The 18,193-nt window shown below is 37.7% G+C and carries 14 protein-coding genes; 3 read left to right on the forward strand and 11 right to left on the reverse strand.

What is annotated here, in order from left to right:
* Window positions 1-262: 262 nt before the first annotated feature.
* A complete protein-coding gene (locus E4T88_RS15165) occupies window positions 263-1,408 on the reverse strand; it encodes an acyltransferase family protein (RefSeq protein ID WP_135106913.1) in 1,146 nt (381 codons plus the stop codon).
* Window positions 1,409-1,617: 209 nt separating this feature from the next.
* On the opposite strand from E4T88_RS15165, the gene E4T88_RS15170 reads away from it, so the two are divergent.
* Both E4T88_RS15170 and E4T88_RS15175 read left to right on the forward strand, forming a co-directional pair.
* Window positions 1,618-3,675, forward strand: a complete 2,058-nt coding sequence (locus E4T88_RS15170) for an acetate--CoA ligase family protein (protein ID WP_135106915.1) — start codon at window positions 1,618-1,620, stop codon at window positions 3,673-3,675.
* Window positions 3,676-3,920: 245 nt separating this feature from the next.
* Window positions 3,921-5,231 (forward strand): solute carrier family 23 protein, encoded by a 1,311-nt coding sequence (locus tag E4T88_RS15175; RefSeq protein ID WP_135106917.1) that lies wholly within the window; start codon window positions 3,921-3,923, stop codon window positions 5,229-5,231.
* Between the two features lie 73 nt (window positions 5,232-5,304).
* Here the strand turns inward: E4T88_RS15175 and E4T88_RS15180 are convergent, their stop codons facing one another.
* The 10 genes from E4T88_RS15180 to fbp all read right to left on the reverse strand — a co-directional run bounded on the left by E4T88_RS15180 (window position 5,305) and on the right by fbp (window position 17,618).
* Window positions 5,305-7,776 (reverse strand): bifunctional UDP-N-acetylmuramoyl-tripeptide:D-alanyl-D-alanine ligase/alanine racemase, encoded by a 2,472-nt coding sequence (locus E4T88_RS15180; RefSeq protein WP_135106919.1) that lies wholly within the window; start codon window positions 7,774-7,776, stop codon window positions 5,305-5,307.
* 13 nt (window positions 7,777-7,789) lie between these two features.
* Complete coding sequence (locus E4T88_RS15185; RefSeq protein WP_135106921.1) at window positions 7,790-8,770, reverse strand: GSCFA domain-containing protein; 981 nt, start codon at window positions 8,768-8,770, stop codon at window positions 7,790-7,792.
* Between the two features lie 204 nt (window positions 8,771-8,974).
* A complete protein-coding gene (gene ahpF / locus E4T88_RS15190) occupies window positions 8,975-10,525 on the reverse strand; it encodes an alkyl hydroperoxide reductase subunit F (RefSeq protein WP_135106922.1) in 1,551 nt (516 codons plus the stop codon).
* Window positions 10,526-10,591: 66 nt separating this feature from the next.
* The gene (gene ahpC / locus E4T88_RS15195; RefSeq protein ID WP_135106925.1) at window positions 10,592-11,158 is read right to left on the reverse strand and encodes an alkyl hydroperoxide reductase subunit C; all 567 of its coding nucleotides are present in this window, start codon (window positions 11,156-11,158) and stop codon (window positions 10,592-10,594) included.
* A gap of 547 nt (window positions 11,159-11,705) precedes the next feature.
* Window positions 11,706-12,143: a hypothetical protein gene (locus tag E4T88_RS15200; RefSeq protein WP_135106927.1), complete on the reverse strand. Its 438-nt coding sequence runs from the start codon at window positions 12,141-12,143 to the stop codon at window positions 11,706-11,708.
* 396 nt (window positions 12,144-12,539) lie between these two features.
* A complete protein-coding gene (locus E4T88_RS15205) occupies window positions 12,540-13,739 on the reverse strand; it encodes an acetate kinase (protein WP_135106929.1) in 1,200 nt (399 codons plus the stop codon).
* Window positions 13,740-13,743: 4 nt separating this feature from the next.
* Window positions 13,744-14,709: a 3-hydroxyacyl-CoA dehydrogenase family protein gene (locus E4T88_RS15210; RefSeq protein WP_135106931.1), complete on the reverse strand. Its 966-nt coding sequence runs from the start codon at window positions 14,707-14,709 to the stop codon at window positions 13,744-13,746.
* A gap of 109 nt (window positions 14,710-14,818) precedes the next feature.
* Window positions 14,819-15,829 carry a phosphate acetyltransferase gene (gene pta / locus E4T88_RS15215; RefSeq protein WP_135106932.1) on the reverse strand — a complete coding sequence of 337 codons (1,011 nt, stop codon included), beginning with the start codon at window positions 15,827-15,829 and terminating at the stop codon, window positions 14,819-14,821.
* 144 nt (window positions 15,830-15,973) lie between these two features.
* Window positions 15,974-16,522, reverse strand: coding sequence for a YcxB family protein (locus E4T88_RS15220; RefSeq protein ID WP_135106934.1), 549 nt, complete (start codon window positions 16,520-16,522; stop codon window positions 15,974-15,976).
* Between the two features lie 64 nt (window positions 16,523-16,586).
* On the reverse strand, window positions 16,587-17,618 hold the full coding sequence (gene fbp / locus E4T88_RS15230; protein ID WP_135106936.1) for a class 1 fructose-bisphosphatase: 1,032 nt from the start codon (window positions 17,616-17,618) through the stop codon (window positions 16,587-16,589).
* 114 nt (window positions 17,619-17,732) lie between these two features.
* Here fbp and E4T88_RS15235 point away from each other — a divergent pair, with 114 nt between their 5' ends.
* Window positions 17,733-18,107 carry a DMT family protein gene (locus E4T88_RS15235; protein WP_135106938.1) on the forward strand — a complete coding sequence of 125 codons (375 nt, stop codon included), beginning with the start codon at window positions 17,733-17,735 and terminating at the stop codon, window positions 18,105-18,107.
* The last annotated feature ends 86 nt before the right edge of the window (window positions 18,108-18,193 follow it).

Raw genomic sequence — 18,193 nt, forward strand, 5'->3', positions numbered from 1 at the left:
TTTTACCAATTAATTTTAAAATATTTTTCGGCAGAACTACAAAATTAATACCTATATCCCTTATATGCAAACTGTTGTTAAACATATTTTTTTTCAAACCTTTTTTTGAAAATTGAGGGGGTGATGACACAAGAACTCAATCTGAGTCGACCAATCAAGCAAATAGAAAAAAAGTGAAACGATCAGAAAAGTACCCGCTAAAGAAAAAACAAACTATAGAAATTCTACTTTGCAGATAGAGATAACAAGAACAAATAAAGAATTAGATATTGCTTTTTTGTTTTAGAAATCGATTTGCTAAATATTTCCGAACCGGCGTATCGTAAAACTTCAAACAGATATAAGCTAAAGTAATACTTCCGACAAGAACTCCGGCTGCACCTGGTAATGATTCCTGGAATGTGAGATTCTCATTCTTCACCCAAGCATAATATAAATATATAAAAGGGTAATGCACCATATATAAGGGATAAGAAATATCTCCTAAGAATCGGCATACGCAAATTGTGTATTTATCGGTCGTTTGCCCCGAAGCTCCTAAATAGACAAGTAGCGGAAAAAATACAACGCAACACATGGTATCATATATTCCATTCATCCATAAATGTTCGGCTCCACCAATACGTGGCACAGCTAAAAGGACAACGATAGCAAAACTACATATCCAAAAAGCACCTTTTATATTCTTGACTGGTTTAAAAATACGAGAAAGCAGCAAGCCTGCAGAGAAAGAGAATAACAACCTGAACGATCCTCCGGCAAACTCTGTTCCGGTTAATGAATATCCAACACATATATCCCCTAAAGGACCTAATATCGCAAATGCCGCCAAGCAACCCCCGGTAATAAAAACAAGTAGAGCAAGAACCTTAGTCGAAAACTTGCGAATAAATAAAACATAAAGAACATTACCTATATATTCAAAAAATAAAGACCAACTGGGCCCATTGAGAGGAAACATTTCTCCCAATCCTCGAACCTCGGTTGCTGTAGTAGCAGGAATCAATAGTGCATTAAATAATGTAGCGGTAAACAAAGCCACAACAGTCACTTTAGATACATCCCATACAGAACAGCCTTGAAAGTAAAACATGATCGCTCCAATAATAGCTCCCATCACAACCATTGGGTGCAATCGTATAATTCGGCGTTTAATAAAATCTTTTGCTTTCATTGTTTCCCAACGACCATCATAAGCGTAGCCTATAACAAATCCTGACAGTATAAAGAAAAAATCGACAGCTAAATATCCGTGATTGATACGTTGATCTAAATGACTGGTGGCAAAAGCTTCAAATATATGAAAACATACAACCATGATAGCGGCGACCCCGCGCAGCCCATCCAGTATATTGTAATGTGGTTTTGTGTCTGCAAATGCAGCCATAGAAATTTGCGTTTTCAGCATAACTTAAAATTCTTATATTTTGGTGTATTCTGGTATTTCAAAAAATAAAACTTATAAAGTAAGCACTTTTTACAGATACTTTAAAATCGACTTACTACCAGGAATAATATTTTCGGATAATAAAACATGTTTTATATTATAGAAATAGATTCCTCAGCTATCATATTATTTGATTATTTTTGTGCAAAATAACACTCAAAACCTGTTTTATGTCTTACAATCAATTAATAAACCCCAAAAGCATTGTCATAGTCGGCGCTTCTGATAACATTTTGAAACCGGGAGGGAGTGTTTTGCATAATATTATAAATGGGACATTCGAAAAAGAACTATATATTGTAAATTCGAAAGGAGGTATCATACAAGGTATTAAAGCCTATACCAAGGTTGAAGATATACCTCAAGCAGATCTTGCCATTATATCTATACCTGCCAACCAATGTATAGAGACTGTAGACTATCTGGCGAATAAAAAGGGAGTAAAAGCTTTTATTGTATTTTCTGCCGGATTTAGCGAAGAGTCTGAAGAGGGTGCTATCAGAGAAAAACAACTTGTAGAAATTGTAAATAAGGCCGGAGCAATTATGATCGGCCCTAATTGTTCTGGTTTCTTCAACACGAATCATCAAAGCATTTTCACTCGTCCTATACCCAGCCTTGATACGAATGGAGTAGATATAATTTCCAGTTCGGGAGGAACAATTACTTATATCATAGAGTCTGCTATGCGTATTGGACTGAGATTTAACTCAGCCTGGTCAATTGGAAATGCCGCTCAAATAGGAATTGAAGATATATTGGAATATTTAGATAAAGAATTTGATCCGGAAACCAGTCCGAAAATAAAACTTCTCTATTTAGAAAAAATTAGTAATCCCGACAGATTTCTTCTTCATTCATCTTCCCTCATCAATAAGGGGTGCAAAATAGCTGCCATAAAATCAGGCAGTTCCACATCCGGCAGTCGCGCAGCATCTTCTCATACGGGAGCAATAGCGAGTTCCGACTCAGCCGTTGAAGCCCTGTTCAGAAAAGCGGGAATTATACGTTGCTACTCACGCGAAGAACTTGCGAACGTTGCAGCAGTATTGACATTAAAGAAAATAAACGGACGGAACTTGGCTATAATTACCCAAGCAGGGGGGCCTGCCGTAATATTAACAGACGCTCTATCAAAAGGGAATATCGATGTTCCTGAATTGGATAAAGACTTGGCAGCCGAACTAAAGAAGCATCTTCTCCCGGGAGCCGCAGTATCTAATCCTATAGATATTATAGGAACAGGAACTGGTGAACACATGGCTACATGTATCGATTTTTGCGAAACATACTTTAAAGAAATAAATGGTATAGCCGTTATATACGGAAACCCCGGAGTAAGCAATGTAGCCGAAGCCTATAATATGCTGGATAAAAAAATAAAGACCAGCAAACTACCGATATACCCGATATTACCATCGGTGATAGCTGCGTCGGAAGAAATGGAAACCTTTGTAAAGAAAGGACATGTCAATTTTACAGATGAATATGCTTTAGCAAATGCTCTCTCTAAAGTTGTTTCCTGGACTCCTCCATCGGTAGGCAAAATAGAAGATATATCTGTTGATATACCCCGTATAAGAACGATTATCAGCAACTCTGCTGACGGATATATAGATAGTGAAACGGTTAGGCAATTGTTTGATGCCGCAGGTATTCCACAGGTGCAAGAATTGGTAACAGCCAATAGGGACGAAGCTATCGCTTTTGCCGACAAAATCGGATACCCAATTGTAGCAAAGTGTGTAGGCCCTATTCACAAATCAGATGTGGGAGGGGTTGTGTTAAATATACATTCGGCAAACCATTTATCAATCGAATTTGACCGCTTGATGAAAATAGCCGATGCCACAGCTGTCATGGTACAGCCGATGCTATCGGGGCAAGAACTATTTATCGGTGCAAAATATGAACCTACATACGGTCACATTGTTTTATGCGGGCTGGGTGGGATTTTTGTAGAAATACTGAAAGACGTAGCATCGGGACTTGCACCTTTGAGTTTTGACGAAGCTTCATCGATGGTACAATCACTAAAAGCATATAAAATAATAAAGGGTACACGTGGACAAAAAGGCTTAAACGAAAAGTTGTTTGTAGAAATCATTGTACGCTTATCGGTTATGCTCAGGTTTGCTCCGGAAATAAAAGAGATGGATATTAATCCGCTTTTGGCTAACGAAGAAAGAGTTATAGCCGTGGATGCAAGAATCAGAATAGAAAAATAGCATTGATTATATATAGCGAAGAAGCAGTATCGGCAAAAGTATATCTTGGCTGGTATTGCTTTTTTTGAAAAATCTTTTTATGAAGTACTTTATTATATTTCAGAAATATACTACCTTTATTGCCGACAAAATCTATAGGTATGAAAACGAAGAATTTTGAATAAACAGTAAATATAAAATATAAAGCCGGACATTTCGTTCTCGGCTTTTTTTATGTGCAACAGACAAATATCAAACGCTCAAAAATGAAAGAAGAAAAGAAAATTGTTTTAGGTATTTCAGAAAAGCCTAAACCCGCCCAATGGCTATTATTGAGTATTCAACATCTATTTGCCATGTTCGGAGCAACCGTACTTGTTCCTGCACTCACCGGAATGAGCCCTGCTGTGGCTCTTATCTCGAGTGGTATCGGGACATTGGTATTTATAGCCATCACAAAAGGCAAAGTCCCTTCTTATCTGGGATCATCATTTGCTTTTATCAATCCCATTATAGCTGTAAAAGCTTTGGAACTCGATCCTTCGTCGGGTGTAGGTATGGGAAGTTTCCTTGTAGGTAGTTTCCTTGTGGGGGTTACCTATTCAGTAGTTGCACTTATTATAAACAGAGCCGGAACAAAGTGGTTGATGAAGTTGCTTCCTCCGGTAGTAGTAGGACCTGTGATTATGGTTATCGGGCTTGGACTTGCCGCTACAGCCGTTAACATGGCTACTAACAATCCTGCAGGAGATTATGACCTTACGTATGTGCTCATCGGCTTAGTAACTCTTACCATAACAATTCTTACAGCCATTTTCACACGCGGATTTCTTAGTGTTATTCCTGTATTGGTAGGTATAATTGGCGGGTATGTATTTTCTATTATCTTAGGAGTTGTAGATGTGCAACACGTAGTTGAAGCGAACTGGATCGAAATACCTTCTTTCTCTATTCCATTTGTTCATTATACACCTTCTTTCACATGGAGAGTATTCTTAATGATGGTTCCTGTTGCTATCGTTCCTATCGCTGAGCATATCGGACATCAGCTTGTTTTGAGTAAAGTAGTTAGCAAAGACCTGATCAAAGACCCGGGGCTAGATCGCTCTATGCTGGGTGATGGGGTTGCCACTATGATAGCTGCTACATTGGGAGGACCACCGAATACTACTTATGGTGAAAATATCGGTGTATTAGCTATAACTCGCGCTTTCAGTATTTATTTGTTTGTGGGTGCTGCAATCTTTGCTATTATGTTTGGTTTTTGCGGTAAGATATCAGCTTTGTTATCTACTATCCCTACTCCGGTAATGGGTGGCGTTTCTATCCTCTTGTTTGGTATAATAGCCTCCAGCGGGCTACGCATGCTTGTGGAAAACAAAGTAGACTTTAGCCGTAAGCGCAATCTTATTATATCTTCTGTGATACTTGTTATTGGTATAGGGGGAGCAGCAATACATATCGGCAAAGTATTTTCTTTAGAAGGAATGGCACTGGCTTCTATAATCGGGGTTGTACTCAACCAAGTATTACCGGGCAAGCAGGTTGTAGATTTTGATGAGATGTTTAAAGATTAAATAATTACATGTATAAATAATAAAGGCTGCATTTTTGCAGCCTTTATTATTATATATATGCCTAAAACAAAACTTATTCTTTATAATAAATATGTTTTACCCTGCTAGAGATAGACGTTAGTATCTCATAAGGGATTGTATTTATTTCTTTAGCCAAATCTACGACAGATGGATTTTCTCCAAAGATGACTACGGAGTCTCCTTCTCTCACCTCTATTCCGGTAACATCGATCATTGATAAATCCATACAAATATTTCCAACAATAGGCACCATGTGTCCATTCACCAATACCTTACCAACTCCATTACCAAACTGACGACTAAGTCCGTCGGCATATCCGATACGGATAGTTGCTATTGTGGCATCTTTATCGAAATGACCTTTACGCCCATAACCAACAGTTTCTCCGGCCTTGATATATTTGATTTGTAGAATGGTGGTCTTCAAGGTACATACGTTACGAAGTCCGTTCAAACCACTTGCACTTACTCCATAAAGACTGATTCCCAGCCTCACCATATCCATTTGCTCGTTGGGGAAACGTTCTATCCCTGCCGAATTAAGGATATGTTTCATTACCTGATAATGGCAGTTCTTCTCTATTTCTTTTGTTATTTTCTTAAAGGTCTTGATCTGATCTACTGTAAAATTATCAAAGTTCCAACTCTCACTTGCCGCTAAATGAGAGAAGACAGATTGGATACGTACTCCTGTTTGCGACTTAATACGCTCCATCAATTCAGGAATATCTTCTTCTGTAAATCCCAACCGATGCATTCCTGTATCTATTTTTATATGTATCGGATAATTTGTAATTCCCTGCAATTTGGCTTCCTTTATAAAAGCATCCAATATTCTGAAATTATACACTTCGGGTTCGAGTGCATACATCGCCAACTCTTCAAATCCCCCTACTTCGGAGTTGAGAACAATGATAGGAACTTTTATCCCTTGTTTTCTCAAGAATACGCCTTCTTCTGCGACTGCAACAGCCAAATAATCGCACTTATGATACTGCAATGTTTTTGCTACCTCTGTCGCTCCTGTACCATAGCCATCGGCCTTAACCATACATACCATTTTGGTTTTAGGATTCAGCCTTGATCTATAAAAGTTATAATTGTGAACGATTGCATCTAAATCTATATCGAGCACTGTTTCGTGCGTTTTCACCTCCAGTAGTTTATTTATACTCTCGAATGAGAAACTACGTGCCCCTTTCAGCAAAATAAACATATCATGAAAATCACTCCATATATTCGAATGGATAAAATCATTGGTCGTATTGAAGAAATGCATTTCGCCATTCTTAAACAATTCCTTATATGTAGAAATTTCTTTACCGATACCGATAAGTACATCTATTTTTTTATTCAACACCAGATTCGATGCCAAATAATACAGTTCTTTAGGTAGTAACCCCGACTGTGGAATATCTGATATTATAAGCACCTTTCTCTTTTGGCTATCCGTTGCCCTTTGAGCCAGAAAGTCAAGAGCAATTCCCAAAGAGTTTATATCAGAATTATATGTATCATTTATCAGAATTGTATTATTTTTTCCTTGACGTACATCAAGACGCATTGCAACAGGCTCAAGACCGGCCATACGCTGATTTATATCGGGTAAAGACAAGTGCAAATAAATGGCAGTAGCCAATACATGGATAGCATTTTCGATAGCTGCATTATCAGCAAAAGGAATCGTAAACTGAGAGGCCATTCCCAGTATAGAATAATGAATGGTCGTACAATTTCCGAGCTTCTCAACTTTCATTATATGCAATGGGCTTTTGTTAGACCCCTTGCGAGACCATGTCAGGCGTTTGTGAGAAAGACAGGCTATCTCCATACATTCGTCTACGAGCTCATTCTCTTCTTCACAAATAATGACATCGCAGTTTATAAAAAGCTCCAGTTTCTCGAGACATTTTTGTTTCATAGATTTGAAACCTTCCTGATGAGCCTGTCCGATATTGGTAAATATACCAATAGTAGGATTTATAATCGCCTCGAGCTTTGCCATCTCCTCAGGTTGAGATACCCCTGCCTCGAATATGCCCAACTGTGTATGGCTATTCATCTGCCAAACAGAAAGAGGTACACCAATTTGAGAATTATAGCTCCGAGGAGAATGCGTAATATTAAAATCATGATGAAGTACTTGATAAAGCCACTCCTTCACCACTGTTTTACCGTTACTTCCAGTAATACCAATAACAGGCACATTAAACTGATTGCGATGATATGCAGCTAGACGTTGAAGAGCAAATAGCGTATTTACCACTACAAGAAAGTTTGCACCTTCATATTCTTCCCACTCGGGTTGTAAATCAGATACTACAAAGTTACGAACGCCCAGCTCATAAAGCTCGGAGATATACCGATGTCCATCATTATTCTTAGTCTTAAGGGCAAAGAATAATGTTTCGTCGGGAAAAAAGACTTGACGGCTGTCAGTAAGTAGAATACTAATGGCAGTTTCGTTCAGGTCGGTTGGCATAGCATCAATTATCTTAGCTACCTGATATATAGAATATTTCATTCTTCTTTTTTAATTAAGATCTGTTTTCCAAATCCACAATTTCTTGTTCGCAACAAATGTATGGATATTTCTTATTGAAGGCTTTCAACTTTAACAAAGTTTGCCTTAAAAAATGCTTATAATCATCACTTTGGTTATTTATAGCTCTATGATTCAGAGCCTGGTATATTTTCTGCCATTCTTTTATTATAGGGGGAGCTTCTTCATCAAAATATGTCTCTGACAATCGTTGCCAGATATATTTAATTGCTATCTGATTCGGATGGGTCATGTCTTCATCATAGAATCGATAATCACGCAATTCATCCAAAACAATTTCATAAGAAGGGAAATAATACAAACCTTCTACCATACTACATATTTGATCTAAAGCCAAAAGCAAAGTAGATTTGCTCAACTGGTTATCATGGGCTCCGTCTTTAAGGTGACGAACAGGACTTACAGTGAACACTATTCGCAACGATGGATTTACTTTTCTCAAATCCTTTACCAAACCTTCCCACTCTGCTATAATATCCGCGACAGAAAGACGAAAACGTTCGAATTCAGTAGCAGGCAGTTTATGGCAATTACCGACTACCATATTCTCTTTCAAAGAACGAAAGACATACACTGTTCCAAATGTAACAAAAAGGACATCAGCCTTGCGAATATCGTTTGATCCATTCTTCAACCTGTGGTTTATCCCCTGCAGACATTTATCCTTATCTACATCTGAAAAAGATCCATGATGCCAAAAACTTTGATAAAGTCCTTTGTATTCAAAAATTTCTTTTTCTGTAAATACCTTTTGATCGACAAGCAGCCTCAAAGCCTGACTAATGGATAAGGGATTGTAGAGAATCCCGAAAGGATTGAGATTTGTATTGAATTTATTTTCCAAAAACAACCGACCCATATTCTCAGCAAAACAAGAGCCAAATATCATGATATGACTCTTATGAGATATCTTAAAGTCTGACGTTGGAATTTCTATTTTTGTTCTGAAGTCCATATTTTACAAACACTACTAAACACAAGTAAAGGTAAAAAGATTGCATGGAATTATTCGAAACTTTATCTTAAAGTTTCATCGTATTTTTTAATTCATACATTTACAGACAAAAAAAATTACAAGCAACATATACCTGTAATTTTTCCTTCTTCAATCTCTCGTCATACAGACGATAAAATATGCTATTCTTATATCAGAGAACGATCAGATAACTCCCCGCATACGGTCTTCGAATGCCGAAAGGGAAGCCTTCGCTCCTTCGCCCATTGCTATTATAATTTGCTTAAATGGCACAGTTGTAACATCTCCTGCTGCATAAACGCCGGGTATACTCGTGCGGCAATGAGTATCGATGGCTATTTCTCCAAAACGATTCACGTCCACCAAGTCTCTAAAAACAGAACTATTAGGAGCCAATCCAATCTGCACAAATATGCCGTTCAGATTGACGATGCGTTCTTCACCGGTAGTACGGTCTTTGACTTTTATTCCGGTAACCTTCTCGTCACCGATTACCTCTGTTGTTTGGGTATTCAGTATGATCTCTACATTAGGGAGGCTTTTAGCTTTTTCTTGCAAAATCTTATCAGCCTTAAGTTCTTCTGCATATTCAAATAGAGTTACCTTAGTGCAAATACCCGCAAGATCTATTGCGGCCTCTACACCCGAATTTCCACCACCAACAACAGCCACTTCTTTACCTTTATAGAATGGTCCATCGCAATGAGGACAGAAAGCAACTCCTTTTCCTATATAATCCGATTCGCCGGGTACATTGAGTTTTCTCCAACTCGCCCCTGTAGCTATTATCACAGCGGGAGTAATTATCTTTTCTCCGCCTACAACGGATATTGTTTTTTTACCATCAATCAACTCCACTTTCTCTACCTTTCGATGCTCGAGTATATCCACAGGATAATCTTGCAAGTGTACTTTGAGGTTGTTCGACAGCACTTCACCTGTTGTCTTGGTAACAGAAATCAGATTTTCTATTCCTACTGTTTCCTTTACTTGTCCTCCTATGCGTTCAGCCAACAAGGCCACCTTTAAACCTTTACGAGCCGAGTAAATAGATGCTGCAACTCCTGCGGGGCCTCCACCTATTACCGCTACATCATACTCTCTGACTGTTTGATTATTATCTGCCACCTCTCTACTTCCATATCGGTCTTCCAGTTTGGATAACAATTCACCGAATTCACCACGGCCTACATGAATCAATTTACCATCAGCAAATACTGCGGGAACACCTTGCAGTTTAAGAGCATCAACCTCTTCCTGATTTATCGCCCCGTCTACCATCTCGTGATATATTTCAGCCTTGAGAGTAGCCATAACATTAAGTGCTTGAACAATATCTGGACAATTGGTACACGTCAGCGATACATAAGTAGTAAGATTTATAGGCCCCCGAAGAGCTTTAACTCTGTTTACAACAAATTCGTCAGGGATATTCTTCCCCTTGCCGTCACTGTTCAGTATAGCCAATAATAAAGAGGTAAACTCATGTCCGTTAGGTACTCCTCTGAATTTAATACGTGTATCTTCTCCATTTTTCAATAAAGAGAACTCGAGCCCTTCACCTTTATTAATCTGACAGGAAATATTATCGGAACAAGAAGCCACATCATCGAGAAGATCGACAAGTTCACGATAGGAGTCATGCTGGTCGAAAGCAGTAATATTTAATGTATACTGATTTTTCAGTTCAGAGAATATCGAGCGTATTTGTTCTTTAAAAGATGAATCTAGCATGTATTTTATTTTTAATTAGGTTGATTTAAAAACCGGCTTTATTAAGCCGGTCTGCAAATTTGAATATTAAATCTTACCAACCAGATCTATACTTGGCTTGAGTGTTTCTTCTCCTTTTTTCCATTTAGCAGGACAAACTTCACCATCGTGTGTTGCTACAAACTGAGCAGCTTCTACCTTGCGAAGCAATTCGTCTGCATTACGACCAATTCCATTGTCATGAATTTCGGCAATCTTAACTTGTCCCTCTGGATTTAGAAGGAAAGTTCCTCTATATGCCATTCCTTCCTCCTCGATCATCACGCCAAATGCACGGCTGAGTACTCCTACGGTATCAGCTAACATCGGATATTTGATCTTGCGAATACTTTCAGATGCATCATGCCACGCTTTATGCACAAAATGTGAGTCCGTACTTACAGAATAAACCTCTACTCCCATTGCTTGCAGTTGATCATATTTGTCAGCTACATCAACAAGTTCTGTTGGGCAAACAAATGTAAAATCGGCAGGATAAAAGAAGAAGATTGCCCACTTCCCTTTTACGTCTTCATGTGTTACTGTCTTAAAAGCTCCATTGTGATAAGCTTGTACTTTAAATTCCGGTAATTGTAAATTAATAATAGGCTTCATAATAAATTTTATTTATATTTAAATTATACTTATATTTTTTATCTATATATCGCAAAGATATATAGTTTTTATTTATACACAAATATATTTCAATAGAATTTATCTATAAACCTATTCCTATCCTTCCGATGATAGAATATTGGAATTGATTGTACAACAATGGATGTGGATTGAATATTTATAGTCTTAGCTTGGGTAATTAGGGAGCGAAAAAGGGTGCTTGTGGGGTAAAACAAAAAGAAAGACTGCTATAATTAAGCAGTAGAAGGGATGAAAGCCATTAAGGACAAACGTATGCTGTAAAACCAATAACAATTAAAATAAAGAATACAAAAGCAAGAATATACATAACTATTGCAAAAATCTTATATTCATTTTTCCAAGCTATATAGCCAATTATTATTAGAATAATTGCAATGGAGAATCCTGATTGCTGTAAAATCTTCATTACACTCATAAAATAAATATAATAAATCTAACGTATTAAGGAAATATCCGAATTACGAATCCGAAGAAACAAGAGTATCTTTATTTTACAAACAAGATATTATTCTTTTGACATTTCTTCTAAATAATAAGTTGAGTTAGGAATACTATCTGGAAATATGTTTTGTATATCATATTTTCCTCTTTCAGAGCCTAATTCTTTTGCTTTTAATAGATAATATAAAGCTAAACATCTAGTTTTATTCTCTAAACTGTCTATAGGTTTATTTTCTGTAAGGGTTAATGTTACAAAAACATCATAATACGCATCCGGATAATCATATTTATTAGCCATCTTTATTGCATAATAACAAAAATCCTGAAGTCTTTCTTCTGAAAAATAATGAGCTCTTACTTCACTGTATGCAAATTCATCATTTTCATTCAAGGCTTTATCTATTAAGCTGCGTAGTGTCTTGTCATCCTTAATTAAAGGTGATCGGCTATCACAATTACAAAATAGTAGGCAAAGGCAAAATATTATACTAATTTTTCTCATATCTACTTCCTTATCTCCATGTTATGAAATAAAGGTAATATAAATAATATAAGATGTATACGAAAAGAGAGAAAAATAGATTCTGTGGAGTGCCTTGCTTTAGGAAGTTTCAAGCTATTAGATTTCAAACCTATATAAAAAAGAAAAGGTTGTCGTCCCGACAACCAATCTTCATTGTTAACCTTAAATCTAATACTATGAAAAACACATTACAAAGGTAAATCCCCCTGAGGAATCTTCCAAATAATAGACTATGATTTTTCCCGTGTTTAATTTTGTTTAACTGTGAACTACAAATTGTTAATGAATTTGTTAAAGAATCTTGTGTATTATAAAGAAACGAAAAAGGGCACAATATTGTGCCGTTTTTCACATATCTAAATATACTATAGAAGCTTATTTATTAACGATCTCCATTGTATCGGAGGCGATCATATATTCTTCATCGGTAGGAACAACCATAACGATTACTTTAGAGTCGGGAGCACTAACAACAGCCTCTTCTCCTTGTATCTTGGCATTCTTCTCTACGTCAAGTTTTATTCCCATATATTCCATATCCTTACATACTTGCTCACGAACAGCAATAGCATTTTCGCCTATACCGCCCGTAAACATAAGAATATCTACACCACCCAGAACGGCTGCATAAGCACCCACATATTTCTTTATACGGTGTACAAACATATCGAAAGCCAATATCGCTCTTTCGTTACCCTCATCCATTGCGGCACGCAACTCACGCATATCAGACGATACACCCGATACACCTAACAGCCCACTGTGCTTATTTACGAGAGTAGAAATAGCTTGTGTGCCGATGTTCTCTTTCTCCATAATGAAAGATATAATACCGGCATCTACATCGCCCGAACGAGTACCCATCAACAGACCTTCAACAGGAGTCATACCCATTGATGTATCTACCGACTTTCCGCCATAGATAGCAGCCAAAGAGCCGCCATTACCTATATGAGCTGTGATAATGCGTTGTTTTTCGTACGGAACACCGAGCAAATCACACCCTTTACGTGAAACATATCTGTGACTTGTTCCGTGAAAACCATAACGTCTGATACCGTATTTCTCATATAATGAATATGGTAACCCATACATATATGATCTTGCCGGCATTGTCTGATGGTAAGCAGTATCAAAAACTCCCACCTGCGGGATATTTCCCATCAATTCTTTCACGGCATAAATACCTGCAAGATTAGGTGGATTGTGCAATGGAGCAAGCTCTATGCATTCTTCCATTTTCTTTATCACCTCATCGGTAATAAATACACTACTATTAAACTCTTCACCACCGTGAACCACACGATGACCAACAGCGTCTATCTCGTCCAAAGAGCCTAACACGCCATACTTAGAGCTTGTTAAAACACCCAATATATATTCTATCCCGGCCTGATGCTCTAGAATTTCACCTTCAAGAACTACTTTATCTCCATTAGGTAGCGGAAACTTAAGGAAAGAACCTTTCAAACCGATTTTTTCGACTCCTCCCTGTGCAATCACAGCCTTGCTTTCCATATCGAAAAGCTTATATTTTATAGAAGAACTTCCACAGTTCAATACTAATATCTTCATGTCTTTAAATTAAATCGTTTGGTCCTATTATTTTCCCTGCATCGTCGTAAATATAAAAACCTCGTTTGGTAGATACGCCAAGTTGTTTTGATCTGAACAACTTCCACAATACCGGACTAGCCTTATATTTCTTATCGCCATACTCATCGAACATATCCTCCATAAGCATTACCAGCTTTTCGATACCTAGTATGTCTGCCAGTTGGAAAATACCAAACCGTTGTCCGAATATGATTGTAAACTCTTTATCTATATCTTCTATAGAAGCTACATTCTCCATCCATATCTGACATGCTTCATTCAACATTGTTATCATCATACGAAAACTTACAAGCCCGCTACTTTCGTGCACCTGTATAGCTGTATGCTTGATCATGTGAGCAAAGTGATACACCTTGTGCACTGCTTCTTCGGACGTAAATGTTCCTCTTACGATCTCTAACAAACGAGCATCTGTATGTGAGACAGGAAAATGCAAACTGATACAACGAGCTTTATACTTCAGGTCAGCAGCCAGTTCACTGATGATAACTGTAGTTGCATTTGTAGCGATAATAGCATCCGGCGACAAAACTTGTTCCAGATTGCGGAAAACTTCTTTCCTCAAATCAGTGCTACGTCCACCATCTACATCGTAACGAATACATTCGATCACAAAATCGCAATCTTGCAGATCCTGATAATCAAGGGTTCCTTTGATACGTCCCATGGTAGAGCGTTTTTCGCCCTGAGTCAACCCCCAGTTTTCTATCTTTGTATCCAGTCCGTGCTCTATATCTTTCAAGGCCAGTTGTATCCTATCTTCCGATACTTCAACAAAAGTAACCTCAATACCCGATAGTGCTGTAAGGCTTACAATATGTCGTCCATCACGACCGCAGCCAACAACCCCGATCTTAGAGAAAAGAGACCTCTTCTTATTTTTTGAGCTTAACCCATACTCCTCAATAGGTTCTATGATTTCTGCCATAAATATTTTAATTATAAATTTAGAGTTATAAACTATGAGCAGGTCGGAAAAGCGAATCGAATGATTGTTCGTACCAACCGTCTATTTCTCAAAGCTATTTATAACTATTTTACTTTTTCTTTGCGGCAATAGCCTGATTAGCGGCAATAGCCACCATATTATATATATCACTTACCGAGCAACCTCGCGACAAATCATTTACCGGTGCAGCCATTCCTTGCAGGATAGGACCTACAGCCTCGGCATTCCCCAAACGTTGCACAAGTTTGTAAGCAATATTTCCAACTTCTAATGAAGGGAACACTAACACATTTGCTTGTCCTGCAACTGCACTTTCGGGAGCTTTTTGCTTACCTACTGCAGGCACAAGAGCTGCATCGGCTTGCAATTCGCCATCGATCTTCATTGTAGGATCTATTTTTTGAGCCAACTGTGTAGCTTCAATCACTTTATCTACTAACGGGCTTTTAGCACTTCCTTTTGTCGAAAAACTTAGAATTGCCACCTGTGGTTCTTCTCCAACCAAAGCACGTGCAGTTTGACCTGTAGCAACAGCTATTTCGGCCAACTGAGATGCTGTAGGATCGGGAGTAACGGCGCAATCTGCAAAAAGCAACAGTCCGTCTTTACCATATTGTTTCTGAGTAGTAAACATTAAAAAAGCACCTGATACCACACTGATTCCGGGTGCTGTTTTTATAATTTGCAATGCAGGGCGAAGCACATCTCCTGTTGTATTCTCGGCTCCGGCAATCTCGCCGTCGGCATCTTCGTTTTTGATCATAAGGCAACCAATATATAGCGGATTTTCAGCAAGTTTTGCTGCCTGTTCGATAGTCAAGCCTTTCGATTTTCTCAACTCAAAAAGAAGATTCGTATAAACCTCTTTCTTCTCATAATCCTTCGGATCAAGAATGGTTGCTTTATCTATATTTTTCAGATTAAGACCGGCTGCCAATTCTTTTACTTCTTTCACATTCCCTATAAGGATAATGTCGGCAACGCCATCACCAAGCAACTGATCTGCTGCTTTTATAGTCCTTTCTTCAGTTCCTTCCGGCAATACGATACGCTGTTTGTTCGCTTTTGCTCTTTCTACTATCTCTTTAATTAAATCCATAATATATAATGATTGTTTTTATCCAATACGAAGTCAGGACGAACCCTTTTTATAAAATCGAGCAAATATAATAAAATTTGCAATCTCTACTTTACACTTCAGGCAAGAAACATCTCGTCTAATGTGAAATAAGCTAAAAAATATTTACTTCCATTCCCACTCCAATTCGGCTATAAGTGGAATACCTTTAGTATTCCTATATCCTTCGAAAACTTCTGCCAGTTGTTCCTTGTTAACAATCTGATCTTTGGGAATAATGATATAAACATATTGATTCATCATCAGAAAAAAATATCGCTCCATTTCGATGATGGATTTTATATCATGCACATTAAAAAAATTATGACCTCGCTTACTGTCGACTTCTATAACATCATTCCCCAGCAAAAGTTTTATTTCGTAGAGAGATTCTCCTTTCATACTGTCTATTACCTTTCGCTTACTCATACGCTTATACATCCACGCCGACCAGCGTTGATAAAAGATAAAAAACAAAAGTGATGATGCGATAAAGACATAAGCCAAAATATCGTTCATCCCGTCAAACAACAGGATAGCACCAAACAAAAGAGATAACCCCGGCAATCGATAACGATCCCATTTCCGCTGCTTTTTATAACCGCTGTTGTGAGACAAATTATAAAGTTGCAACTCTAAATAGTCATTTGTAGACAATGTATAACTAAGCTCCATATTCGAGAGACAAAGTTAGTTAAAAACAAAGGCTCTCATAGCGTTAACCATGAGAGCTTTTATTTTATTTATCTTTTTTTTCTTTTTCTTCAGCTCTTTCTATAAAGTCTTTTAGTTTTTTTACCATATTCAAGCTTCCACAATAAAACGGTACTCGCTGGTGTAACTCCTGCGGCTGAATCTCCAATATCCGATTATGCCCATCTATAGCAGCACCGCCGGCTTGTTCTGTAATAAATGCCATCGGATTACATTCGTACAACAACCGTAGCTTGCCCTTAGGCGCTTTGTGTGTAGACGGATAGAAATAGATACCTCCGGTAATCAGGTTGCGATGGCAATCCGACACCAAGCTCCCTATATATCGGGCAGTATAAGGACGGTCTTCTTTTTCTTCCTGACAGTATTTTATATAATCTTTCACGCCTTGCGGAAAATGCACATAATTGCCTTCGTTGACAGAATATATATTCGCGTTTTTAGGACATCTCATATTCGGATGCGACAGATAAAAACTTCCGATCGCAGGATTTAGCGTAAAACCATTCACCCCTCTACCTGTCGTATAAACGATCATAGTCGATGTACCATATATAATATATCCTGCTGCCACCTGATTAACTCCCGGTTGTAAGAAATCCTCCATAGTAACGGGTGAACCTATCGGAGAAATGCGACGGTATATAGAGAAAATAGTTCCTACCGATACATTTACTTCAATATTGGACGATCCGTCAAGTGGGTCCATCAACACTACATATTTATTGTTATGCCCCTCGTCAAGCCCTTCAATTGTAATAAAGTTATCATTTTCTTCCGAAGCAATACCACATACAATTTCCCTGTTGATAAGTGTTTGTATAAAGACATCATTGGCATACACATCTAATTTTTTCTGATCCTCGCCTTGTACATTCGTAGTGCCTACTGCTCCCAAGATATCTACCAGACCGGCTTTATTTACTTTGTAACTAACGACTCTGGCGGCGAGAAGGATTGAGTTTAAGAGGCGGGAAAGCTCTCCTCTCGAATATTTGAAATCTTCTTGTCTCTCGATGATGAATTCATCAAGTGTTTTTCTTGCAATATTTTTCATAGTGCTAATTATTATTGTGTTGTTTTTTATGGATATTTCAAAGGTAAGAATTAAATCAAAACAAAAGTTCCAAAAAATAATTACTTTTGCTGCGAAATTTTTAATCTACAGAGAATGAACTTATCTGGTGTATATACAATAATATTATTGGTCTTTTCTAATATATTCATGACTTTTGCTTGGTATGGGCATCTAAAAATGAAAGAATATTCGTGGTTCGAATCACTTCCTTTATTTGGTGTTATACTTTTCAGCTGGGGTATTGCCTTTTTTGAATATTGCTTTCAAGTACCTGCAAACAGGATTGGATTTCAGGGTAATGGAGGACCTTTTACTCTGATGCAGCTAAAAATCATCCAAGAAGTTATCACCCTCACTGTCTTTGTATTGTTCAGTACACTGGCATTCAAGACCGAAACTTTCAAATGGAACCATTTATTGGCTTTTGTCTTTCTTATTGCTGCTGTATATCTGATATTTAAGAAATAGAGACAATACACCTCATTTGAGGAACACTTTACAAATTAGTTATATTTAGTTAAACGCACTACACCTCCCATAGGGCGTAACACCGC

The sequence above is a fragment of the Dysgonomonas mossii genome (genome assembly GCF_004569505.1).
Taxonomy (GTDB): domain Bacteria; phylum Bacteroidota; class Bacteroidia; order Bacteroidales; family Dysgonomonadaceae; genus Dysgonomonas.

Bases quoted from the DNA above. Each gene is read 5' to 3' on its own strand.
- ahpF (WP_135106922.1), bottom strand. From the start codon at position 10,525: ATGCTAGATTCATCTTTTAAAGAACAAATACGCTCGATATTCTCTGAA.
- E4T88_RS15180 (WP_135106919.1), bottom strand. From the start codon at position 7,776: ATGAAATATTCTATATATCAGGTAGCTAAGATAATTGATGCTATGCCA.
- ahpC (WP_135106925.1), bottom strand. From the start codon at position 11,158: ATGAAGCCTATTATTAATTTACAATTACCGGAATTTAAAGTACAAGCT.
- E4T88_RS15185 (WP_135106921.1), bottom strand. From the start codon at position 8,770: ATGGACTTCAGAACAAAAATAGAAATTCCAACGTCAGACTTTAAGATA.
- E4T88_RS15235 (WP_135106938.1), top strand. From the start codon at position 17,733: ATGAACTTATCTGGTGTATATACAATAATATTATTGGTCTTTTCTAAT.
- E4T88_RS15220 (WP_135106934.1), bottom strand. From the start codon at position 16,522: ATGGAGCTTAGTTATACATTGTCTACAAATGACTATTTAGAGTTGCAA.
- fbp (WP_135106936.1), bottom strand. From the start codon at position 17,618: ATGAAAAATATTGCAAGAAAAACACTTGATGAATTCATCATCGAGAGA.
- E4T88_RS15165 (WP_135106913.1), bottom strand. From the start codon at position 1,408: ATGCTGAAAACGCAAATTTCTATGGCTGCATTTGCAGACACAAAACCA.
- pta (WP_135106932.1), bottom strand. From the start codon at position 15,829: ATGGATTTAATTAAAGAGATAGTAGAAAGAGCAAAAGCGAACAAACAG.
- E4T88_RS15210 (WP_135106931.1), bottom strand. From the start codon at position 14,709: ATGGCAGAAATCATAGAACCTATTGAGGAGTATGGGTTAAGCTCAAAA.
- E4T88_RS15170 (WP_135106915.1), top strand. From the start codon at position 1,618: ATGTCTTACAATCAATTAATAAACCCCAAAAGCATTGTCATAGTCGGC.
- E4T88_RS15200 (WP_135106927.1), bottom strand. From the start codon at position 12,143: ATGAGAAAAATTAGTATAATATTTTGCCTTTGCCTACTATTTTGTAAT.
- E4T88_RS15205 (WP_135106929.1), bottom strand. From the start codon at position 13,739: ATGAAGATATTAGTATTGAACTGTGGAAGTTCTTCTATAAAATATAAG.
- E4T88_RS15175 (WP_135106917.1), top strand. From the start codon at position 3,921: ATGAAAGAAGAAAAGAAAATTGTTTTAGGTATTTCAGAAAAGCCTAAA.